The sequence below is a fragment of the Agrobacterium burrii genome, assembly GCF_017313405.1.
Lineage (GTDB): Bacteria > Pseudomonadota > Alphaproteobacteria > Rhizobiales > Rhizobiaceae > Agrobacterium > Agrobacterium burrii.
The window spans coordinates 72893-90402 of sequence record NZ_JAFLNA010000009.1; the positions used below are offsets into that span (position 1 = coordinate 72893).

The 17510-nt window shown below is 58.0% G+C and carries 17 protein-coding genes, 1 tRNA gene and 1 pseudogene; 1 reads left to right on the plus strand and 18 read right to left on the minus strand.

All coding sequences use genetic code 11. The features are described from left to right. Positions 1–98 precede the first annotated feature (98 nt). Positions 99–365: a hypothetical protein gene (locus JZX89_RS17125; RefSeq protein ID WP_207134834.1), complete on the minus strand. Its 267-nt coding sequence runs from the start codon at positions 363–365 to the stop codon at positions 99–101. A 155-nt stretch (positions 366–520) separates the two neighbouring features. Between JZX89_RS17125 and JZX89_RS17130 the strand changes: the two genes are divergently transcribed. After that, positions 521–595, plus strand: a tRNA-Thr gene (locus JZX89_RS17130). Between the two features lie 205 nt (positions 596–800). Here JZX89_RS17130 and JZX89_RS17135 read toward each other — a convergent pair. The 17 genes and pseudogenes from JZX89_RS17135 to fliI form a co-directional block, all read right to left on the minus strand. Beyond that, positions 801–2138 (minus strand): flagellin N-terminal helical domain-containing protein, encoded by a 1338-nt coding sequence (locus JZX89_RS17135; RefSeq protein WP_207134835.1) that lies wholly within the window; start codon positions 2136–2138, stop codon positions 801–803. A 256-nt stretch (positions 2139–2394) separates the two neighbouring features. Beyond that, positions 2395–3735, minus strand: coding sequence for a flagellin N-terminal helical domain-containing protein (locus JZX89_RS17140; RefSeq protein ID WP_207134836.1), 1341 nt, complete (start codon positions 3733–3735; stop codon positions 2395–2397). 430 nt (positions 3736–4165) lie between these two features. Continuing rightward, the gene (locus JZX89_RS17145) at positions 4166–5503 is read right to left on the minus strand and encodes a flagellin N-terminal helical domain-containing protein (RefSeq protein WP_207134837.1); all 1338 of its coding nucleotides are present in this window, start codon (positions 5501–5503) and stop codon (positions 4166–4168) included. A 269-nt stretch (positions 5504–5772) separates the two neighbouring features. Continuing rightward, positions 5773–7113, minus strand: coding sequence for a flagellin N-terminal helical domain-containing protein (locus JZX89_RS17150; protein ID WP_207134838.1), 1341 nt, complete (start codon positions 7111–7113; stop codon positions 5773–5775). 588 nt (positions 7114–7701) lie between these two features. Then, positions 7702–8904, minus strand: coding sequence for a flagellin N-terminal helical domain-containing protein (locus tag JZX89_RS17155; protein WP_153513167.1), 1203 nt, complete (start codon positions 8902–8904; stop codon positions 7702–7704). Positions 8905–9276: 372 nt separating this feature from the next. Further along, the gene (gene fliP / locus JZX89_RS17160) at positions 9277–10014 is read right to left on the minus strand and encodes a flagellar type III secretion system pore protein FliP (protein WP_052817083.1); all 738 of its coding nucleotides are present in this window, start codon (positions 10012–10014) and stop codon (positions 9277–9279) included. After that, complete coding sequence (locus tag JZX89_RS17165; protein WP_149898555.1) at positions 10011–10514, minus strand: flagellar basal body-associated FliL family protein; 504 nt, start codon at positions 10512–10514, stop codon at positions 10011–10013. The genes fliP and JZX89_RS17165 overlap by 4 nt, the downstream gene beginning before the upstream one ends. Positions 10515–10541: 27 nt before the next feature. After that, positions 10542–11261: a flagellar basal body L-ring protein FlgH gene (flgH, locus tag JZX89_RS17170; protein ID WP_046800576.1), complete on the minus strand. Its 720-nt coding sequence runs from the start codon at positions 11259–11261 to the stop codon at positions 10542–10544. After that, the gene (locus JZX89_RS17175; protein ID WP_207134839.1) at positions 11258–11794 is read right to left on the minus strand and encodes a MotE family protein; all 537 of its coding nucleotides are present in this window, start codon (positions 11792–11794) and stop codon (positions 11258–11260) included. Before JZX89_RS17175 ends, flgH begins: the two co-directional genes overlap by 4 nt. Further along, a pseudogene (locus JZX89_RS17180) lies at positions 11791–12846 on the minus strand (flagellar basal body P-ring protein FlgI); the annotation flags it as partial. The pseudogene JZX89_RS17180 and the gene JZX89_RS17175, both read right to left, overlap by 4 nt. A gap of 62 nt (positions 12847–12908) precedes the next feature. Beyond that, entirely contained in the window at positions 12909–13397 is a 489-nt protein-coding gene (flgA, locus tag JZX89_RS17185) for a flagellar basal body P-ring formation chaperone FlgA (protein WP_153513169.1), read from the minus strand. A 20-nt stretch (positions 13398–13417) separates the two neighbouring features. After that, positions 13418–14206: a flagellar basal-body rod protein FlgG gene (flgG, locus tag JZX89_RS17190; protein ID WP_003503427.1), complete on the minus strand. Its 789-nt coding sequence runs from the start codon at positions 14204–14206 to the stop codon at positions 13418–13420. An 18-nt stretch (positions 14207–14224) separates the two neighbouring features. Further along, positions 14225–14560: a flagellar hook-basal body complex protein FliE gene (gene fliE, locus JZX89_RS17195; protein WP_149898559.1), complete on the minus strand. Its 336-nt coding sequence runs from the start codon at positions 14558–14560 to the stop codon at positions 14225–14227. Further along, positions 14557–14976 (minus strand): flagellar basal body rod protein FlgC, encoded by a 420-nt coding sequence (gene flgC, locus JZX89_RS17200; protein ID WP_149898560.1) that lies wholly within the window; start codon positions 14974–14976, stop codon positions 14557–14559. The genes fliE and flgC overlap by 4 nt, the downstream gene beginning before the upstream one ends. Positions 14977–14979: 3 nt before the next feature. Next, positions 14980–15372 carry a flagellar basal body rod protein FlgB gene (gene flgB / locus JZX89_RS17205; protein WP_149898561.1) on the minus strand — a complete coding sequence of 131 codons (393 nt, stop codon included), beginning with the start codon at positions 15370–15372 and terminating at the stop codon, positions 14980–14982. 161 nt (positions 15373–15533) lie between these two features. After that, positions 15534–16097: a hypothetical protein gene (locus JZX89_RS17210; protein WP_149898562.1), complete on the minus strand. Its 564-nt coding sequence runs from the start codon at positions 16095–16097 to the stop codon at positions 15534–15536. A gap of 4 nt (positions 16098–16101) precedes the next feature. After that, a complete protein-coding gene (gene fliI / locus JZX89_RS17215; protein WP_149898563.1) occupies positions 16102–17508 on the minus strand; it encodes a flagellar protein export ATPase FliI in 1407 nt (468 codons plus the stop codon). Between the last annotated feature and the right edge of the window lie 2 nt (positions 17509–17510).

The window sequence follows — 17510 nt, forward strand, 5'->3', positions numbered from 1 at the left end:
TCCCTACGGGCCTGTGCCCGCCTTTCTTATCATGCCTTGCGGAAAGGCGCGTCCTTAGACGAATTTCCGCGGCGTTTCAATTTATGCTGATGAATTCTCTATGAGGATGATTCGTCCGTTTTTGCGGCAGGCAGACCGATTGTATCGTCCGCATCGCCGGCGCGGCGTGCACGAACCTGCTGTTTGCGCTTGAGAAGGTTTTCACGAAGCTTCTTGGCCGCCCGCGCCTTGCGTTCCGCTTCGCGCTGCCGTGCCTTTTCGCCCGGCCCAGCTTGCTGGCCACCGGTCGCCGTCACGGCGGACGATTCTGCGACAGCGCCCGCGCAAACCGTTGCCTTCGCCTGTTTGTCATGATGTTCGTTCATAAATTCAGCAATATCCGAAAAATGCGTTTTTCAACAGGGGGCACGCTTTTTTGCCCCGCTTGATGAAGAATATCGTTTTGCGACTTGCGCTCGTCAAAAACCTATGGCAATAGGCCGCCACGCTTGATGCTGAAGCAAACGCTTCGGCACCGGATGCTGCTATAGCTCAGGGGTAGAGCACTCCCTTGGTAAGGGAGAGGCCGAGAGTTCAAATCTCTCTAGCAGCACCATTTTCTCCGAAAAATCAGATATTTGAATATAGGCCGACGACGGTTTCCGTACAGGTTTGCGCGCAACTTTCGTGCTTTTTCCTCCGTTGTGCCGATAGGCCCGGCAAACGGGAAAACCGCGCTCCTTTCGAAGCGCGGTTTCCATATCCGAATATTCTGTTGCTGCCAGAGCGGGACGAAACCGCCCGTAGCCAACGGGCGCCGCTTACTGGCGGAATAGCGACAGGATATTTTCGGAGCTGGTGTTGGCGATGGAGAGTGACTGGATGGCCAGCTGCTGCTGCGTCTGGAGAGCCTTGAGCCGGGTGGATTCTTCATTCATGTCGGCGTCAACGAGGCGGCCGATGCCCTTGTCGATGGAGTCGGTCAGCTTCGAGACGAAGTCTTCCTGCAGATCGAGACGCATCTTGATGGAGCCGAGATCGGCGCTTGCGCTGATAAGCGACTCCAGCTTCGTGTTGACGAACTGGATCATGTTGTCGAGACCGTCATTTTCCGTCAGCGGCTGGCCTTTGGCATCCGTCAGCCCGCTAAGGTCCTTAGTGATGTCGAGGTCGATCAGCGAGTAGTCGAGCTTCTGCGCCATCTGCGACGTTGCCGCAGCGGTTTCGAGATAGATATTGTTGTTGGAGGAGCCACCGGTGCCGATCGTCGTCACCGTGGTGCCTGCAGGTGTTGGCACCGTATTGTTAGCCTTCACGTAAAGTGCTTCGCCGGCGGCGTTTTCACCGATCTTGAAGTAGGTGCCGTTGTTTTTTGCGGTTGTTGCCGCAGCAACGGTTACGAGGCCGGTTGTTGCGTCTGCAGCGGAAACCGTGGTTGTCGTGCCGGATGGGAAACCCAGAAGCTGAGCTTGGGTAAATACTTGTGCGGTATATGGCGTGGTTGTCGCAGCACCGGCGGGCGTTGTGGTCGTGATTTCGAATTCACGCAGAACACCGGTGTCGGAGTAATAAGCAGAGCTGTCGAGAATGCCGTTTTTCGTCGCGCCGGTCGACGTATCGAAAAGCGCGGTCTTGTTGTCGACCTGAATGTTGATGGTCTTGACGGCGACGTTACCTGCGCCATCACGGACGAAGGAACCGACGATCTGTTTGGTGACCGGCGTCAGGTTGCCGGAAGCGTCGCTGATCTTGCCTTTCAGCCAGTTTTCACCGGAGAAGGAGGCGGATTCGCCGATGCTCTTCAGCTGGTCCTGAAGCTGGCGGATTTCTTCCTGGATCTTGGCCTTGTCGACGCCTGCTTCGCGGGCGGCAACCAGCTTCTTGCTGATTTCCTTGACGACATCGACGGTGGTTTCCATGGCGGAATAAGCGGTGTCGACCTTGGCGGCGCCGAGGCCGAGGGCGTCCTGTACGGCGGAAAGCGCGCCATTGTCGGAACGCATGGTGGTCGCGATCGACCAGTAGGCGGCGTTGTCGGATGCGGTCTTGACGCGCAGGCCGGAAGAGACACGCGACTGCGTTTCTTCCATGTTGCTGCCGATGGCGCGAAGGGTCTGAAGGGCGGCCATTGCCGCGACGTTCGTCAAAATGCTGGTCATAATTATTTGCCCCTTGATTGGCTTAAATGAAAAGGGACATTCCGGATTGCCGCCGGGAACGATCGAGCGGCTTGATGCCTGTTAACCTCTTTTTCGTCTTGGTTAACCAATCGTTTCGATGACTAGGTTTTAGGCGGCGAATGGTTAACAAAGCCTAAATTGCTATTAATAAAAATTAGGAAATAATAATTTCGCTTAACCATAACGAAAAAAGCCGCGCTCAAGGCGCGGCTTCCTTTTTTGATGTCGCTTGCGATTAACGGAAGAGCGAGAGAATGCTCTGCGAGTCGTTGTTGGCGATCGACAGCGCCTGAACAGCCAGCTGCTGCTGGGTCTGAAGAGCCTTGAGGCGAGTGGATTCTTCGTTCATTTCAGCGTCCACGAGACGGCCGATGCCCTTGTCAAGCGAGTCGGTCAGCTTGTTGACGAAGTTTTCCTGCAGTTCGATACGCATCTTGACCGAGCCGAGGTCGGCGGAGGCCGAGATCATGCTCTGGAGCTGTTTGTCCACGAAGGAAACCATAGCATCCAGAGCCTGCTCGGCAGTCAGGGTCACACCGGTCGGGCCGGCGAGATCCTTGGTGATGTCGAGCGACGTCAGGGAATAAGCGAGTAGGTCCGCAGTGGCCGCAGCGCCCTGATCGAGGTATACGGCGACGCCGCCGACAGAGCCAATCGAGGTGTTTACGATCGGAGCCGTTGGACCATCGGTGGTGGCGGGTGCGCCGGCAGCGGCAGAAACGATCTTGACATATTTGTCGTCGCCAATCTTCAGGTATGTACCTGTAGCAGCAATCGGGGAGCCCGCGGCTGCGTTTTTGATGACCGCCAGGCCGTTTGCCATCACTTCATAGTTGGCGGTAGCAGCGCCATTTCCAGGGGAACTGCCCTTCAGCTGCGCTTCAGTATAGGTCTCGGCTGCTACGACCTTGGTCGTTGCCGCAGCAGCAGTGGCACCGGCTGTCAGTTTGAAGAGATCGTAGGTGCCGGACTTGGAATAATATGCATAGGAATCGAGAATGCCTTGCTTGTCTTTTGCGGCACCAGAAGACGTATCGAACAGGACGGTGTCGGCAGTCAGTGCGACATTGATCGTCTTGACGGACACGTTCCCACCGGAGTCACGGATAAATGAGCCAACGACCTGCTTGGTGACGTTGGCCAGGTTGCCCGTGCCATCGCTGATCTTCGCCTGCAGCCAGTTTTCGCCGGAGAAGGACGAGGAGCTGGAAATCGACTTCAGCTGATCCTGCAGCTGGGAGATTTCTTCCTGGATCTTGGACTTGTCGACGCCGGGTTCGCGGGCGGCAACCAGCTTGTTCTTGATTTCCTTGACGACGTCGATGGAGGATTCCATGCCGGAATAGGCAGTATCAACCTTTGCAGCGCCGAGGCCAAGGGCATCCTGTACGGCGGAAAGAGCGCCATTGTCGGAACGCATGGTGGTCGCGATCGACCAGTATGCGGCGTTGTCGGAAGCTTCGCCGACGCGCTGGCCGGAGGAGACGCGGTCCTGCGTCGTTTCCATGTTCTGGCCGATGGAGCGCAGGGTCTGGAGCGCAGACATGGCTGCGACGTTGGTAAGAATGCTTGTCATGATAAATTTGCCCCTTGAATGGCTGATTAGAAAAGGGACATTCCGGTTTCACCGGGAACAGCGCGCAGCGTCATGCCTGCTAACCGGCTGATTTTTAAAGGTTAGCTCGCCGTTTCGATGGTTCTAGCTAACCGCTTCATGGTTAATAAATACTTAAAGTAGTAAAAGCATAAGGTAAAATTTTTACGTGTAAATCATCTAAAAAAGTCAAAAATAATATTACCGCACCCGTCTCCGGATGCGGCGTTCGAAATGGCGATACGCTATGGCTGATGCTTCGCCAGTTTTTCAATTGGATAATCTCGAGGTGCGCTCAATCTTGCCGTCAACGAAAAACGGCAGACTAGCGAACTTCAGTTCCTTTCGAAGGAATGGTGAACGAAAAAAGCCGCGCTCAAGGCGCGGCTTCCTTTTTTGATGTCGCTTGCGATTAACGGAAGAGCGAGAGAATGCTCTGCGAGTCGTTGTTGGCGATCGACAGCGCCTGAACAGCCAGCTGCTGCTGGGTCTGAAGAGCCTTGAGCATGGTGGATTCTTCGTTCATTTCAGCGTCCACGAGACGGCCGATGCCCTTGTCGAGCGAGTCGGTCAGCTTGTTGACGAAGTTTTCCTGCAGTTCGATACGCATCTTGACCGAGCCGAGGTCGGCAGCGGCGGATGTCATGCTCTGGAGCTGCTTGTCGACGAACGAAACCATGGCGTCGAGGGACTGCTCGGCGGTCAGGGTCACGCCGGTCGGGCCGACGAGATCCTTGGTGATGTCGAGCGACGTCAGCGAGTAGTTCAGGGCTTTAGCGAGCTGGTTGTTGGCGCCGGTTTCAAGATAGACGTTCTTGCCATCCTTCGTCGTGCCGATTGCCACGGTGCCAGCCGTAACCTGTGCCGTATCAACGGTGGAGGCGTTGCCAGTGGTGCCGTCACCCATAACCTTGACGAACTGGTCGTCACCGATTTTCAGATAAGCGCCGTTCTCGGCTGCCGAAGCATTGGCGACGACGACCAGGCCGGTTGTCGCGTCCGCGACGGCGGTAACCGGAGTAGCAGCAGCAGCGGGCGTCAGGCCCTTAAGCTGCGCTTCGGTGAAGACCATTGCAGCCTTTACTGTGGTGGCCTTGGCGGCGCCAACACCCGTCGTGATTTCGAAGTTCTTGTAAGCGCCGGTCGAGGAATAGGAAGCGAAGGAATCGAGGATGCCCTGCTTGTCTTTTGCGGCGCCGGAAGACGTGTCGAACAGAACGGTGTCATTGCTGAGGGCAACGTTGATGGTCTTGACGGAAACGTTGCCGCCGGAATCACGGATGAACGAACCAACAACCTGCTTGGTGACGTCGGTCAGCTTGCCCGTGCCATCGCTGACTTTCGCCTGCAGCCAGTTTTCACCGGAGAAGGACGAGGAGCTGGAGATGGACTTCAGCTGATCCTGCAGCTGGGAGATTTCTTCCTGGATCTTGGACTTGTCGACGCCGGGTTCGCGGGCGGCAACCAGCTTGTTCTTGATTTCCTTGACGACGTCGATGGAGGATTCCATGCCGGAATAGGCAGTATCAACCTTTGCAGCGCCGAGGCCAAGGGCATCCTGTACGGCGGAAAGAGCGCCATTGTCGGAACGCATGGTGGTCGCGATCGACCAGTATGCGGCGTTGTCGGAAGCTTCGCCGACGCGCTGGCCGGAGGAGACGCGGTCCTGCGTCGTTTCCATGTTCTGGCCGATGGAGCGCAGGGTCTGGAGCGCAGACATGGCTGCGACGTTGGTAAGAATGCTTGTCATGATAAATTTGCCCCTTGAATGGCTGATTAGAAAAGGGACATTCCGGTTTCACCGGGAACAGCGCGCAGCGTCATGCCTGCTAACCGGCTGATTTTTAAAGGTTAGCTCGCCGTTTCGATGGCTCTAGCTAACCGCCTTATAGTTAATGAAGACCTAAGGATTCTCACATCTCAGAATAAAATCTTAATATGCGAATAGTCTGAAAATATCAGAATGAAAAAAGCCGCGCTCGAGGCGCGGCTTTCCGATTTGAATGATGTCGCTTGCGATTAACGGAAGAGCGAAAGAATGCTCTGCGAGTCGTTGTTGGCGATCGACAGTGCCTGAACAGCCAGCTGCTGCTGGGTCTGAAGAGCCTTGAGCATGGTGGATTCTTCGTTCATTTCAGCGTCCACGAGACGGCCGATGCCCTTGTCGAGCGAGTCGGTCAGCTTGTTGACGAAGTTTTCCTGCAGTTCGATGCGCATCTTGACCGAGCCGAGGTCGGCAGCGGCGGATGTCATGCTCTGGAGCTGCTTGTCGACGAAGGAGATCATGGTGTCGAGGGACTGCTCGGCGGTCTGGGTCACACCGGTCGGGCCGACGAGATCCTTGGTGATGTCGAGCGACGTCAGGGAGTAAGCAAGCTTGTCTGCGGTGCTTGCAGCGCCCTGATCGAGGTATACGGCGACGCCGCCGACAGAGCCAATCGAGGTGTTTACGATCGGAGCCGTCGGGCCGTCGGAAGCGGCCGGAGCGCCAGCAGCTGCCGAGATGATTTTTACATACTTGTCGTCGCCGACTTTAAGGTATGTGCCGGTTGCGGCAATCGGGGAACCTGCGGCTGCGTTTTTGATGACCGCCAGGCCGTTTGCCATCACTTCATAGTCGGCGACAGCAGCGCCATTTCCAAGGGCGCTCGCCTTCAGCTGCGCTTCAGTATAGGTCTCGGCTGCTACGACCTTGGTCGTTGCTGTAGCGGCGGTAGCACCGGCAGTCAGTTTGAAGAGATCGTAGGTGCCGGACTTGGAATAATATGCGAAGGTATCAAGGATACCGGTCTTGTTCGCGGCGGTGCCCGAAGAGGTATCGAACAGGACAGTGTCGGCGGTCAGTGCGACATTGATCGTCTTGACGGAAACATTGCCGCCAGCGTCGCGGATGAACGAACCAACAACCTGCTTGGTGACATCGGTCAGGTTACCGGCGCCATCGCTGATCTTCGCCTGCAGCCAGTTTTCGCCGGAGAAGGACGAGGAGCTGGAAATCGACTTCAGCTGATCCTGCAGCTGGGAGATTTCTTCCTGGATCTTCGACTTGTCGACGCCGGGTTCGCGGGCGGCAACCAGCTTGTTCTTGATTTCCTTGACGACGTCGATGGAGGATTCCATGCCGGAATAGGCAGTATCAACCTTGGCAGCGCCGAGGCCGAGAGCGTCCTGTACGGCGGAAAGAGCGCCATTGTCGGAACGCATGGTGGTCGCGATCGACCAGTAAGCGGCGTTGTCGGAAGCTTCGCCGACGCGCTGGCCGGAGGAGACGCGGTCCTGCGTCGTTTCCATGTTCTGGCCGATGGAGCGCAGGGTCTGGAGCGCAGACATGGCTGCGACGTTGGTAAGAATGCTTGTCATGATAAATTTGCCCCTTGAATGGCTGATTAGAAAAGGGACATTCCGGTTTCACCGGGAACAGCGCGCAGCGTCATGCCTGCTAACCGGCTGATTTTTAAAGGTTAGCTCACCGTTTCGATGGCTCTAGCTAACCTTCATATAGTTAATTAACATCTAATGACTCTCTAAAAAAGTGCATTCAGAGTAATTGATCTTCAACCTTTGCGCGTGCGCGCGTGTAACCGCAAATGCTTAAAAAACAATAAAGCCGCACCCGTTTGCGGATGCGGCTTTGGTAGAGGAACAATACGCTCGGGTCAGCCTCCGTTGCGTTTGCCTTTTCACCTGATTGAAAGACGGTCAGCCCCCGCTTGCGATCCTGTGTCTCATGTCATTCCGGCCAGCGGCTATCCGCTTGTCCATACGCAAAATCTGACAGCCGATGCTTGCCAATTTCCTAATTTCAGAGGGCATACGGCCCTTCGTTCAAATCGTGGTAAATGCTTTGAAAGCAGGGATGGTAAACGAAACATTGCGGTTTGCGGACCACTCCATAAAGCAAAACCGCGCCCTTTCGGGCGCGGCTCGGTTTTTGTAATTTCGGTCCGATTAACGGAAGAGCGACAGGATGTTCTGCGAGTCGCTGTTGGCGATCGACAGGGCCTGAATTGCCAGCTGCTGCTGCGTCTGCAGAGCCTTGAGGCGGGTGGACTCTTCGTTCATGTCGGCGTCAACCAGGCGGCCGATACCCTTTTCCATCGTATCGGACAGCTTGGAGACGAAGTCTTCCTGCAGGGAGATACGCGAAGAAAGAGCACCGAGCTTTGCAGCGGCGGAGTTCATGCCTTCCAACTGACCATCGACATGCGAGATCAGGCTGTCCAGTACGTCTTCGTTAGTCGCCGTGGCGGCAAGGCCGAGACCGGTCTTGATGGTGTCGAGCTTGGTGATGTCGACCTTGGCGACCGAAGTGTCCGTTACGAACACGGCAGCCGTCGTGGTCAGAGCGGTCGGTGTGCCAGCGAGCGCAGTACCGGTTGCGTCCGTTACTTCCAGGAACTTGTTCGGTTCAACTTCCTTGAAGAACTTCGGAGTAGCGGCACCGTCCGTCCAGACGCTGTCCGATACCTTGGAAGCGGTCGCAGCAGCGGGCGGGGTCGTCGTTGCGGTGTAGTACTTGCCGTCCGTCCACTGGGCAACGGTTGCCTTCGTAGCGTTCTTGTCGAGAAGGCCCTGGTTTTTGCCGCTGGAGTCGACCAGCACGTTCGTGCCGTCAAGCTTGATATCCACAGCCTGCGTCTGGACGTTGCCGGAAGCGTCACGGGTGAACGAGCCAACGATCTGCTTGTCGATCGATACGCCGACTGCCAGATCAGCAGCAGCAGCACCGGCCTTGCCGATCGAGCCCTTCAGCCAGTTTTCACCGGAGAACGATGCGGAAGAGGTGATGGACGTCAGCTGATCCTGAAGCTGGGTGATTTCAGCCTGGATCTTTGCCTTGTCGGCGGTGGATTCCTTGGCGGTTACCAGCTTCTGCTTGATCTGGTCAACGACCTTGATCGCAGATTCCATACCTGCGTAGGCAGTGTCGATCTTTGCAGCGCCGAGGCCCAGAGCGTCGGAAACGGAGCCGAGAGCTGCATTGTCGGAGCGCATCGTGGTCGCGATCGACCAGTAAGCAGCGTTGTCGGAAGCGGTAGCGACCTTCATACCCGAAGAAATACGGCCCTGTGTGGTTTCCATGTTGCTGCCGATAGAACGCAGCGTCTGGAGAGCAGCCATAGAGGAGGCGTTGGTGAGAATGCTTGCCATAATATATTGTCCCTTGTTTTTACGAGATACTGGAATTGGGGACATTCCGGACTTCGTATTACCGGTCACAACGTTTCGGCTTCATGCCACTCGGTTCAGAGTTACTTGTCTCTTGAAACCAAACCCGCTGTGTGTAGGGAGAATTTCGCAGCGAAAAATTGCGTAATTATTAATTTGAGCATTAAGAACTACTGGAAAATACTTATGGTTACTGCGAAGTGTATTTAAATGGTAAGTTTTTAATTTAAAATTATAGTTATTCGACCCCTAGCAAAATTGGTAACCAAAGCCTTAAAACGCGAAAACCCCGCTGCCGTGGGGCTGCGGGGTTAACAAACAGGATTAACGAAGTTTATTTCGGCACAGATGCCGTCAGTTGAACGATCTGACGAGGCTGCCGACGAGCAGGTTCCAGCCGTCGATCAGCACGAAAAACAGGATTTTGAACGGCAGGGAAATGGAGGTGGGCGGCAGCATCATCATGCCCATGGCCATGGTGATGGTGGCGACGATCAGATCGATGACCAGAAACGGCAGGATGATCAGGAAACCGATCTCGAAACCGCGCCGGATTTCCGACAGCATGAAGGCCGGAACGAGCACGCGGTAGTCGACGACATTGTCGGTCATCACTTCCTGGCCGCGCTCGCGGGCGATATCCACGAACAGCTTCAGGTCCTTGTCACGCGTATTGGCGTTCATGAAGGTGCGGAAGGGTTCGGCGATGCGCCCGATCGCCTGCTGCTCGTTGATCTGGTTCTGCAAGAGCGGCTGCACGCCGTCGGTCCAGGCTTTGTCGAAGGTGGGCGACATGACGTAGAAGGTCATGAACATCGCCATCGACAGCAGGATCATGTTGGACGGGGTAGAGGCCAGTCCCATGCCGGAGCGCAGGATCGAAAAGGCGATCACGAAGCGCGGAAAGCTCGTGACCATGATCAGGATGCCCGGCGCGACGGAGAGAACCGTCAGAAGGCCGAAAGTGCGGATGATCCATGCCGCGACGGATCCGTCTATCTGCGTATTGAACAGATCAGACGGGAATTGCTGGGCGTTGGCAAGGCCCGGCAAGGCGAGGAGGACGGCGATGGTTACAAGAAATCGAATCATTCGATGACAAAGGTCCGGAACATGACCTTGGATACGCGCCCTTTCGAGCGCAGGTCAACTCGTTCCTGAAGGTCATCCTTAAGATATTGAAAGCCGCGCGGCCCTTCCAGCTGCTGAAGGGAAACGGTGCGCACATAGGCCATGATATCCTGATGGATATCCTCCGCCAGCCCGACTTCCACCGGCCCCTTGAACATCAGCGCCACTTCCAGCCGCACCCAGTTGGTCGAAGGGTAGGCGAGGTTGGTGGTGATGGGATCAAGCTGGACGATACCGTTCGCTTCGGCGGAGATTTTCTCGATGCCCTCGGCGCCCTTGCCCTTTTCAGCCGAAGCGGCCGGCGCGTGTGCTGCGGCTTCCGCGCCGGCGAGCTTGGGGGCGATCATGCCGCCCACCAGCCAGCCGCCGCCCGCACCGAGCAACGTCAGGATCACCACGCCGACGATCGTCATGACAACCGGGGAGGACTTTTTCTTGCTCTCAGCCTGTTCGTTTTCCATGGTCAGTCCCGCTCCCGAAAACCGGCGTCAGAGTGGCGAGAACAGGTCGACGACCTGCTGACCGACCGGGGGTTGCTGCACTTCCGTCAGGCGGCCACGACCGCCGTAGGAGATGCGTGCCTCGGCAATGCGCTCGTAAGAGATCATGTTCTGCGCATCGACATCCTGCGGCCTGACGATACCGCCGACATTGAGGATGCGGATTTCATGGTTGACGCGCACTTCCTGCGAACCGCTGATGATGAGGTTGCCGTTTTCCAGAATACCCGTGACGACGGCGGCCACCATCAGCGTCAGCTTTTCGGAACGCTTGGTCTTGCCCTTGGCCTGGGTGTCGGTGTCGGAGCCGTATTTGATGTTGGAGTCCGCTTCCGGCGTCCAGCCGAAGATTTCCGCCTTGGCCTTCCAGTTCAGACCGCTGGAATTGGTGCGGTTACGCTCGGTCTCGTTGTCGAAATCGGCCTTGTCGTTGATCTGGATGTTGACGGTCAGAATGTCGCCGATGTTCAGCGCGCGCAGATCCTTGAACAAGGCGCCCTGGCTGTCGCTCCACAGCGAATAGCCGCTGGCCATATGTTTCGGCTGCTTGGGATACATGCCCATCTGCGGCGTCTGGCTGAATTGCAGGCCGCTGCCGATCGGGCTCATCGCCGGTGCGTTGCCGATTTCCTTCAGGGTCTGGTTGTTCTGGCAGCCAGCAAGCAGGGCAAGCGGCAGGAGGAGGGCCGGAAGACGACGCGTGCTCATGAAGGATCCTTCGAAGTGTTTTTGTCGGTTGCCTGCGACATGATGCCGGCGACGGTTGCGGCTTTCTGCGCATCCATCTCGCTGAGGATGAGGCCGGATTGGCGCGGCGGCAGCTGCATGATGATGGCGGCCGCAATCTCCACATGCATCTTCTCGAGCTGGGGTGCGGCGGCATCCGGCTTCATCGTCTTGTAGACATCGACGAGATTGGCTTTTGCCTGGGCTAGGAAATGTTCGCGGCGCGCCAGCCAGTCCTCATATTCCGCCTTGCGGTCTTCCAGCACGGAGATGCGCTCATTGACGTCGGCCTGAAGCTTTTCAAGCTCCTGCTTCTGCATCAGGTACCGCTGGTCGCGGGCCGCATCGGCGATATTGGTGCAGAATTTCTGGATTTCATCCTGCGTGCTGAGTTCCGAGACCACGTTCTGCTGGCTTTCGGCAGAAGCGGCCGGCAACAGCAAAAGCAGCGAGGCGACGGCCGCGAACCGGGCAAGACCATTCGGAAAAGCTTTGTTTTTAAGATGGTCCATCATTGCAGCACAAGCTCCGCCTGAAGGGCGCCGGCGGATTTGATGCCTTGCAGGATGGATATGATGCCATCCGCCTTGAGCCCGATGCTGTTGAGACCGGCAACCAGGGTGCGAAGGTCAGGACCTTCGACGATGGCGACCTTGCTGCCTTCCTGCAGCGCCATGATATCCGTCTGCGGCTGCACGGCGGTCTGGCCGCGCGAGAAGGGCGCCGGCTGGATGACCTGCGGTGATTCCGTCACCTGCACGGTCAGTGTTCCATAGCTGACGGCAACGCGGGAGATGCGCACATCCGCGCCGATGACGATCGTGCCGGTGCGTTCGTTGATTACGACCTTGGCGGGCGTATCCGTCTCCACCGTCAGGTTCTCGATTTCCGCCATCAGCCGGGTGAGGTCTGCGGTGCGGGGTTTCTGCACCGCGATTTCCTGCGAATCGCGCGGCTCGGCGATACCATCGCCGTAACGGGCGCGGGCAAAGGCGTTGACAACGTCTGCAACACGCACCGCAGTCGAAAAATCGGGATTGCGCAGCTGAAGGACCAGATTGACTGAATCCTTGAATTTGGACGGCAATTCGCGCTCGATGATCGCGCCGTTCGGCACGCGGGCAGAGGTGGTCACACCCTGAGTCAGCGTCGCTGCATCGCCCTGCGCCGAAAAGCCGTTGACGATCAGTGCGCCCTGCGCGACCGCATAGATCTGCCCGTCAGCACCGGAAAGCGAAGTCATGATCAGCGTGCCGCCGCGCAGCGAGGTGGCGTCGCCGAGAGAACTGACCGTCACGTCCACACGGCTGCCGGGGCTGGCGAAGGGCGGCAGATTGGCCGTCACCATCACCGCGGCGATGTTCTTGGCGTTCGACTGGCCGCCCTGCGTGGTGATGCCGAGGTTCTGCAGCATCGCGCGCATGGATTGTTCGGTGAATGGCGAGGAGCGCAGGCTGTCGCCCGTGCCCTGCACGCCAACGACGAGACCGTATCCGATCAGCTGGTTGTCGCGTCCGGCCTGCAGCGATGCGATATCCTTGATACGGGATGTATCGGCATGGGCCGCAGGTACGGGAAGGAACGGCTGGGCCGAAAACAGAATGGCCGCGGCCAGGATACGAAGCAATCTCATTTCGCCATCACCTGAATGGTTCCGTCTTTCATGACAGTGCCGCTGACCATCACGCCGGAATCGATGTTGCGCACCCGCACCACTTCACCAAGCGAGCCGTCCGTCATCGGCGTTCCCGACGCCATCAGCGTCATGTTGCCGATGGTGAAGACGAGCTTGACGCTGGTGCCGCGCACGACCAGAGACGCTTCGCGCAGTGCGGCGACCGGGATCGTGCGGCCGGGAAGCAGGGTCTGCTTGGAGATCATGCCTTCGACTTCGCTGATATCGGTCGCGTAACCTGAGGAAATATTGGGATTGGTCACTTCCACCGGCTTCACCTGGTCGGACGAGATGGTCTCGCCCGGATAGATGGTGCGTGTGGGAACCAGCGCCATCGGCGCCTGCGCGAGAGCCGGCGCCATGGCAACCAATGAAAAGGCAGACGCCAGGCACATACGGACGAGCACCGTTCTGCAGCTGTTATTGTTTCGGCCAAACCTCATGTCCGCCTGCCTTTCCGTTCTTATTTCAGGTTCTTACTGACAATCGATGCCATTTCGTCAGCGGTGGTGATGACCTTGGAATTCATCTCATAGGCGCGCTGCGCCGTGATCAGGTCGGTGATTTCCTTGACGGCATCGACGTTCGAGCCTTCAAGATAGGACTGCTTGATGTAGCCGTAGCTCGGATCATCAGGCACACCGATGACCGCGTCGCCGGAAGCCGGCGTCTGGGCAAAGAGGTTGTCACCGAGCGGCTTCAGGCCCGCTTCGTTGGCGAAGTTGGCGATGGTCAGCTGGCCAAGTTCGGTGAAGTCAGCGGCGTTGCCGATACGGGCCGTCACCTGACCCGTGCGGGTAACGGTGATGTCCTGCGCGTCCGTCGGGATATTGATGTTTGGAATCACGTTGTAGCCGTCGACCGTCACCAGATTGCCGTCGGCATTCTTGTTGAAGGCGCCGGCGCGGCTGTAGAGCGTCGAACCGTCGGCCGCCTCGATCTGGAACCAGCCCTGGCCGATGATCGCCACGTCGAGCTTGTTGCCGGTTTCGATCAGGTTGCCCTGGGTGTGGATGTTACGCACGGCCGAAGTCTGCACGCCGAGACCGATATTGGCGCCTTCCGGCACGATGGCCTGGTTGGCGCGGTTCGGCACGCCCTGCATGCGCTCGGTCTGGTAGAGCAGATCGGTGAACTCCGCACGCGCGCGCTTGTAGCCGGTGGTGTTGATGTTGGCGATGTTGTTGGCGATGACTTCCAGATTGGTCTGCTGGGCGTCCATACCGGTGGCGGCGATTGCAAGAGCTCTCATATCAATATTCCCGCTGGGCTAGATCTGCATCTTGGTAATGTCGAGATAGGCCGACACGATCTTGTCGCGCAGCGCGATGGCGGTCTGCAGCGATTGCTCGGCCGAAAGCACGGCATCGACCACTTCACGCGTGTTCGCCTTGCCCTGAATGCCTTCGAAGGAGGCGACTTCCGCCTTCTTCAGGTTGTTCATCGCATCCAGCGATACGTTGCCGAGAACGCTTGCGAAGCTTGCGCCCGTCTGCTGGGCCGGCGTCGTCTGCTGGCTGCCGAAAACGCTTTCCGTCAGCGAGGAGATGTCGCTTGCGCCGCGCGTGAGCGAAAGAGAACCGAGTTGCTTGATGCCGTCGATCATTGTGATGCCTTCAGAAGGTCGATGGTGGAAGCGACGAGGTCGCGTGTCTGGCGGATGACCTGAAGGTTGGCGTCATAGCTGCGGTTGGCTTCGCGCATGTCGGCCATTTCAATCAGGATGTTGACGTTCGGCATCTTCACCATGCCGTTGGTGTCGGCGGCCGGATTGCCGGGGTCGTATTCGTTGACGAAGTCACCACGGTCGACGCCGAGCTTCTTCACCGTCACGCGCTCCACGCCGCTTGCGCGGTCCAGCTCCTGACCGAAGGTGACCGTCTTGCGGCGATAGGGGTCCGCGCCGGGGGTGTCGCCGGTCGATCTGGCGTTGGCGATGTTTTCGGACACGACGCGCAGTCGGGTGGACTGCACTTCCAGGCCGCTGCCCGCGATCTTGCTCGCCGCACTCAAGGGATCCATGGCTTACCTCTTTACCGTCATCAGCATCATGCGATGGAAGGATTTGACGAGATTGGCGTTCAGGTCGTACTGCCGCTTGATCTCGCCGGTCTTGGTCATTTCTTCAGCAAGCGCGACCGAATTGCCTGACTCCTGCATGCCGATCTCGTTATTGATCGGGTTGTCGCGCACGGCGATAGTTTCGCTGAGGTCGCTTGCACCGAAATGGGCGGGATGGGTCTTCGCCATGCCGACCTGCTGGCTGGTGGCCTGCATGACCGCTTCGAAAGGGTTGACATCCTTGGCGTGGAACTTGGGGGTGTTGGCGTTGGCGATGTTGGTCGCCACGACTTCCTGCCTCACGCTCAGCCATTCCGCTTGGCGGGATGCCAGATCGAACAGTTGAATCGGTTGCATAGACTTCTCCATCTCGTATGGCCCGAACCTACGGGGCTAATCTTGCGTCAGACTTGCGGAGAAGGGCGAAGGCACCGAACGGCGGAAAAACCGCAATTTGTGAAACAAAAAAGGCGCGCCGGCAGATGCGGCGCGCCTTTTTTGAGGGAAGAAAAAACCGTCTATTTTTCAGGACGATAGGTTTTTCCGGAAGAAGTCTCGATCTGCCATTCACCGCCGCGCTGCTCGATCTTGGTCAGAAGCGCATTATCGGGCAGCGTGGAGCCGACCCGCACCATATACATGCCTGATCCATCCTCGATCAGCGCGCGACCGTTGGAAACATGCAGCAGACGGAATGAGGTCTGGCCGGGGAAGGGCTGATCTTCCACACCGGCGGCGAGATCGTTCTGCTTTTCCTTGCCGCTGGCGTTGACTGTCGCCGTCGTCAGCATGTCCGGCAGTTCGCCCGGCGGCGGCATGTCTTCCTTGTTGCGGTTGGTCATGGCCATCGGCGAAACGCTGAAGACCTCCCGGGGGCCTGTGTGAGGCAGGTCGCGTGTACGGTCACCGCCCGCCACCTTTATCCCAAACTTGTCTTCGTTGAAGAACACGTACCAGGGAAAAAATGCGGCGGCAGCGGCAAGCCCTATTCCCGTCCAGGCCAGAATGCGGTCGAGCGTGAAGAAAGGCGGCTGAGGCCGTGCGTCCTCGACGTCGCCATTGTCGATTTTTTTCTTTTTCACGGCGTCAGCCTCTCATTCTCGGGTTTACCTGCGGCTGATTATTCTGCGCTCCGCCCCGTAGCGCCGTCGCCAGATCGGCATAGGCGTCCTGCGCTGCCGGTTCGTTTGGAAGCTGTTTCAGCGTTTCGTAGATGATCGGGACCTGCTTTATCGCCATGTCGAGATCAGGATCGGTGCCGGGCCGGTAACCGCCGATGAGGCGCAGATCCCGCGTTTCCTCGAAGCGATGCACCAGCGCCTTCAGGCGCGAGACCAGTTTTTCCTGATCTGGTGTCCATGCCTTCTTGGCGAGACGCGAGATCGAGGCGAGCGGATTGATTGGCGGATAACGGCCTTCTTCGGCAAGGCTGCGGTCCAGCACGATATGGCCGTCGAGAATGCCACGGGTCGAATCGGCGATCGGATCGTTGTGATTGTCGCCATCCACCAGAATGGAGACGATGGCGGTGATGGTGCCGGTGCCTTCGGCGCCCGGTCCCGCCCGCTCCAGAAGGCGCGGCAGCTCAGTGAAGACCGAGGCCGGGTAACCGCGCGCCACCGGCGGCTCGCCGGAGGCGACCGCCACTTCGCGGATCGCATGGGCGAAACGAGTGACGCTGTCGATGATGAGAAGGACGTTGTCGCCCTTGTCGCGGAAGTGCTCGGCAATGGTGACGGCGGAAAGCGGGGCCATCTTGCGCAGCATCGGGCTTTCATCGCTGGTGGCGACCACGGCGATGGACTTGCTCATATTCTCGCCCATCGTGTCTTCGATGAATTCGCGCACTTCACGTCCGCGTTCGCCGACCAGCGCAATCACCACCTTGTCGAAGGCGTCAGCCTTGGCGAGCATCGACAGCAGCGTGGATTTGCCGACGCCCGAGCCGGCGAAAATGCCGAGACGCTGGCCGAGGCACAAGGGCGAGAAAATATCGATTGCCCGCACGCCGGTCTTGAAAGCCGTCTCCACCCGCTTGCGCGTCATCGATGGCGGCGCATTGTTGGAGATCGACCGGCGCTCTGTACCGGAGGAAAGCGGCCCCTGGCCGTCGATGGGTTCGCCAAGCGCATTGATGGTGCGCCCACACCAGCTGTCGTCAGGCGCAACACGGAAAGCGCCCTTGCGGATGACGGTGTCGTGGATGCCGATCGGTTCACCGGGTTCGATGGGGCAGACATAGCAGATGTCCGGCTCAACGCGCACCACTTCACCGAGATGGATGCCGGTCGCACTGCGGTGGGCGACGAACTCGCCGAGCCTAACATGCCGCGACAGGCCGGACACCGTATAGTGTCCTGCGGCAATGGTGCGGACATGGCCGCCCGGCGCCACCGAAAACTCCGGATCGGCATAGTGTCCGGCGAGGCTCGCCAGTTGCGCGAGCTTCGGTGAAATGGCCTCAGCCGAGAGCATGGGGTCCGGCATTGTCATAC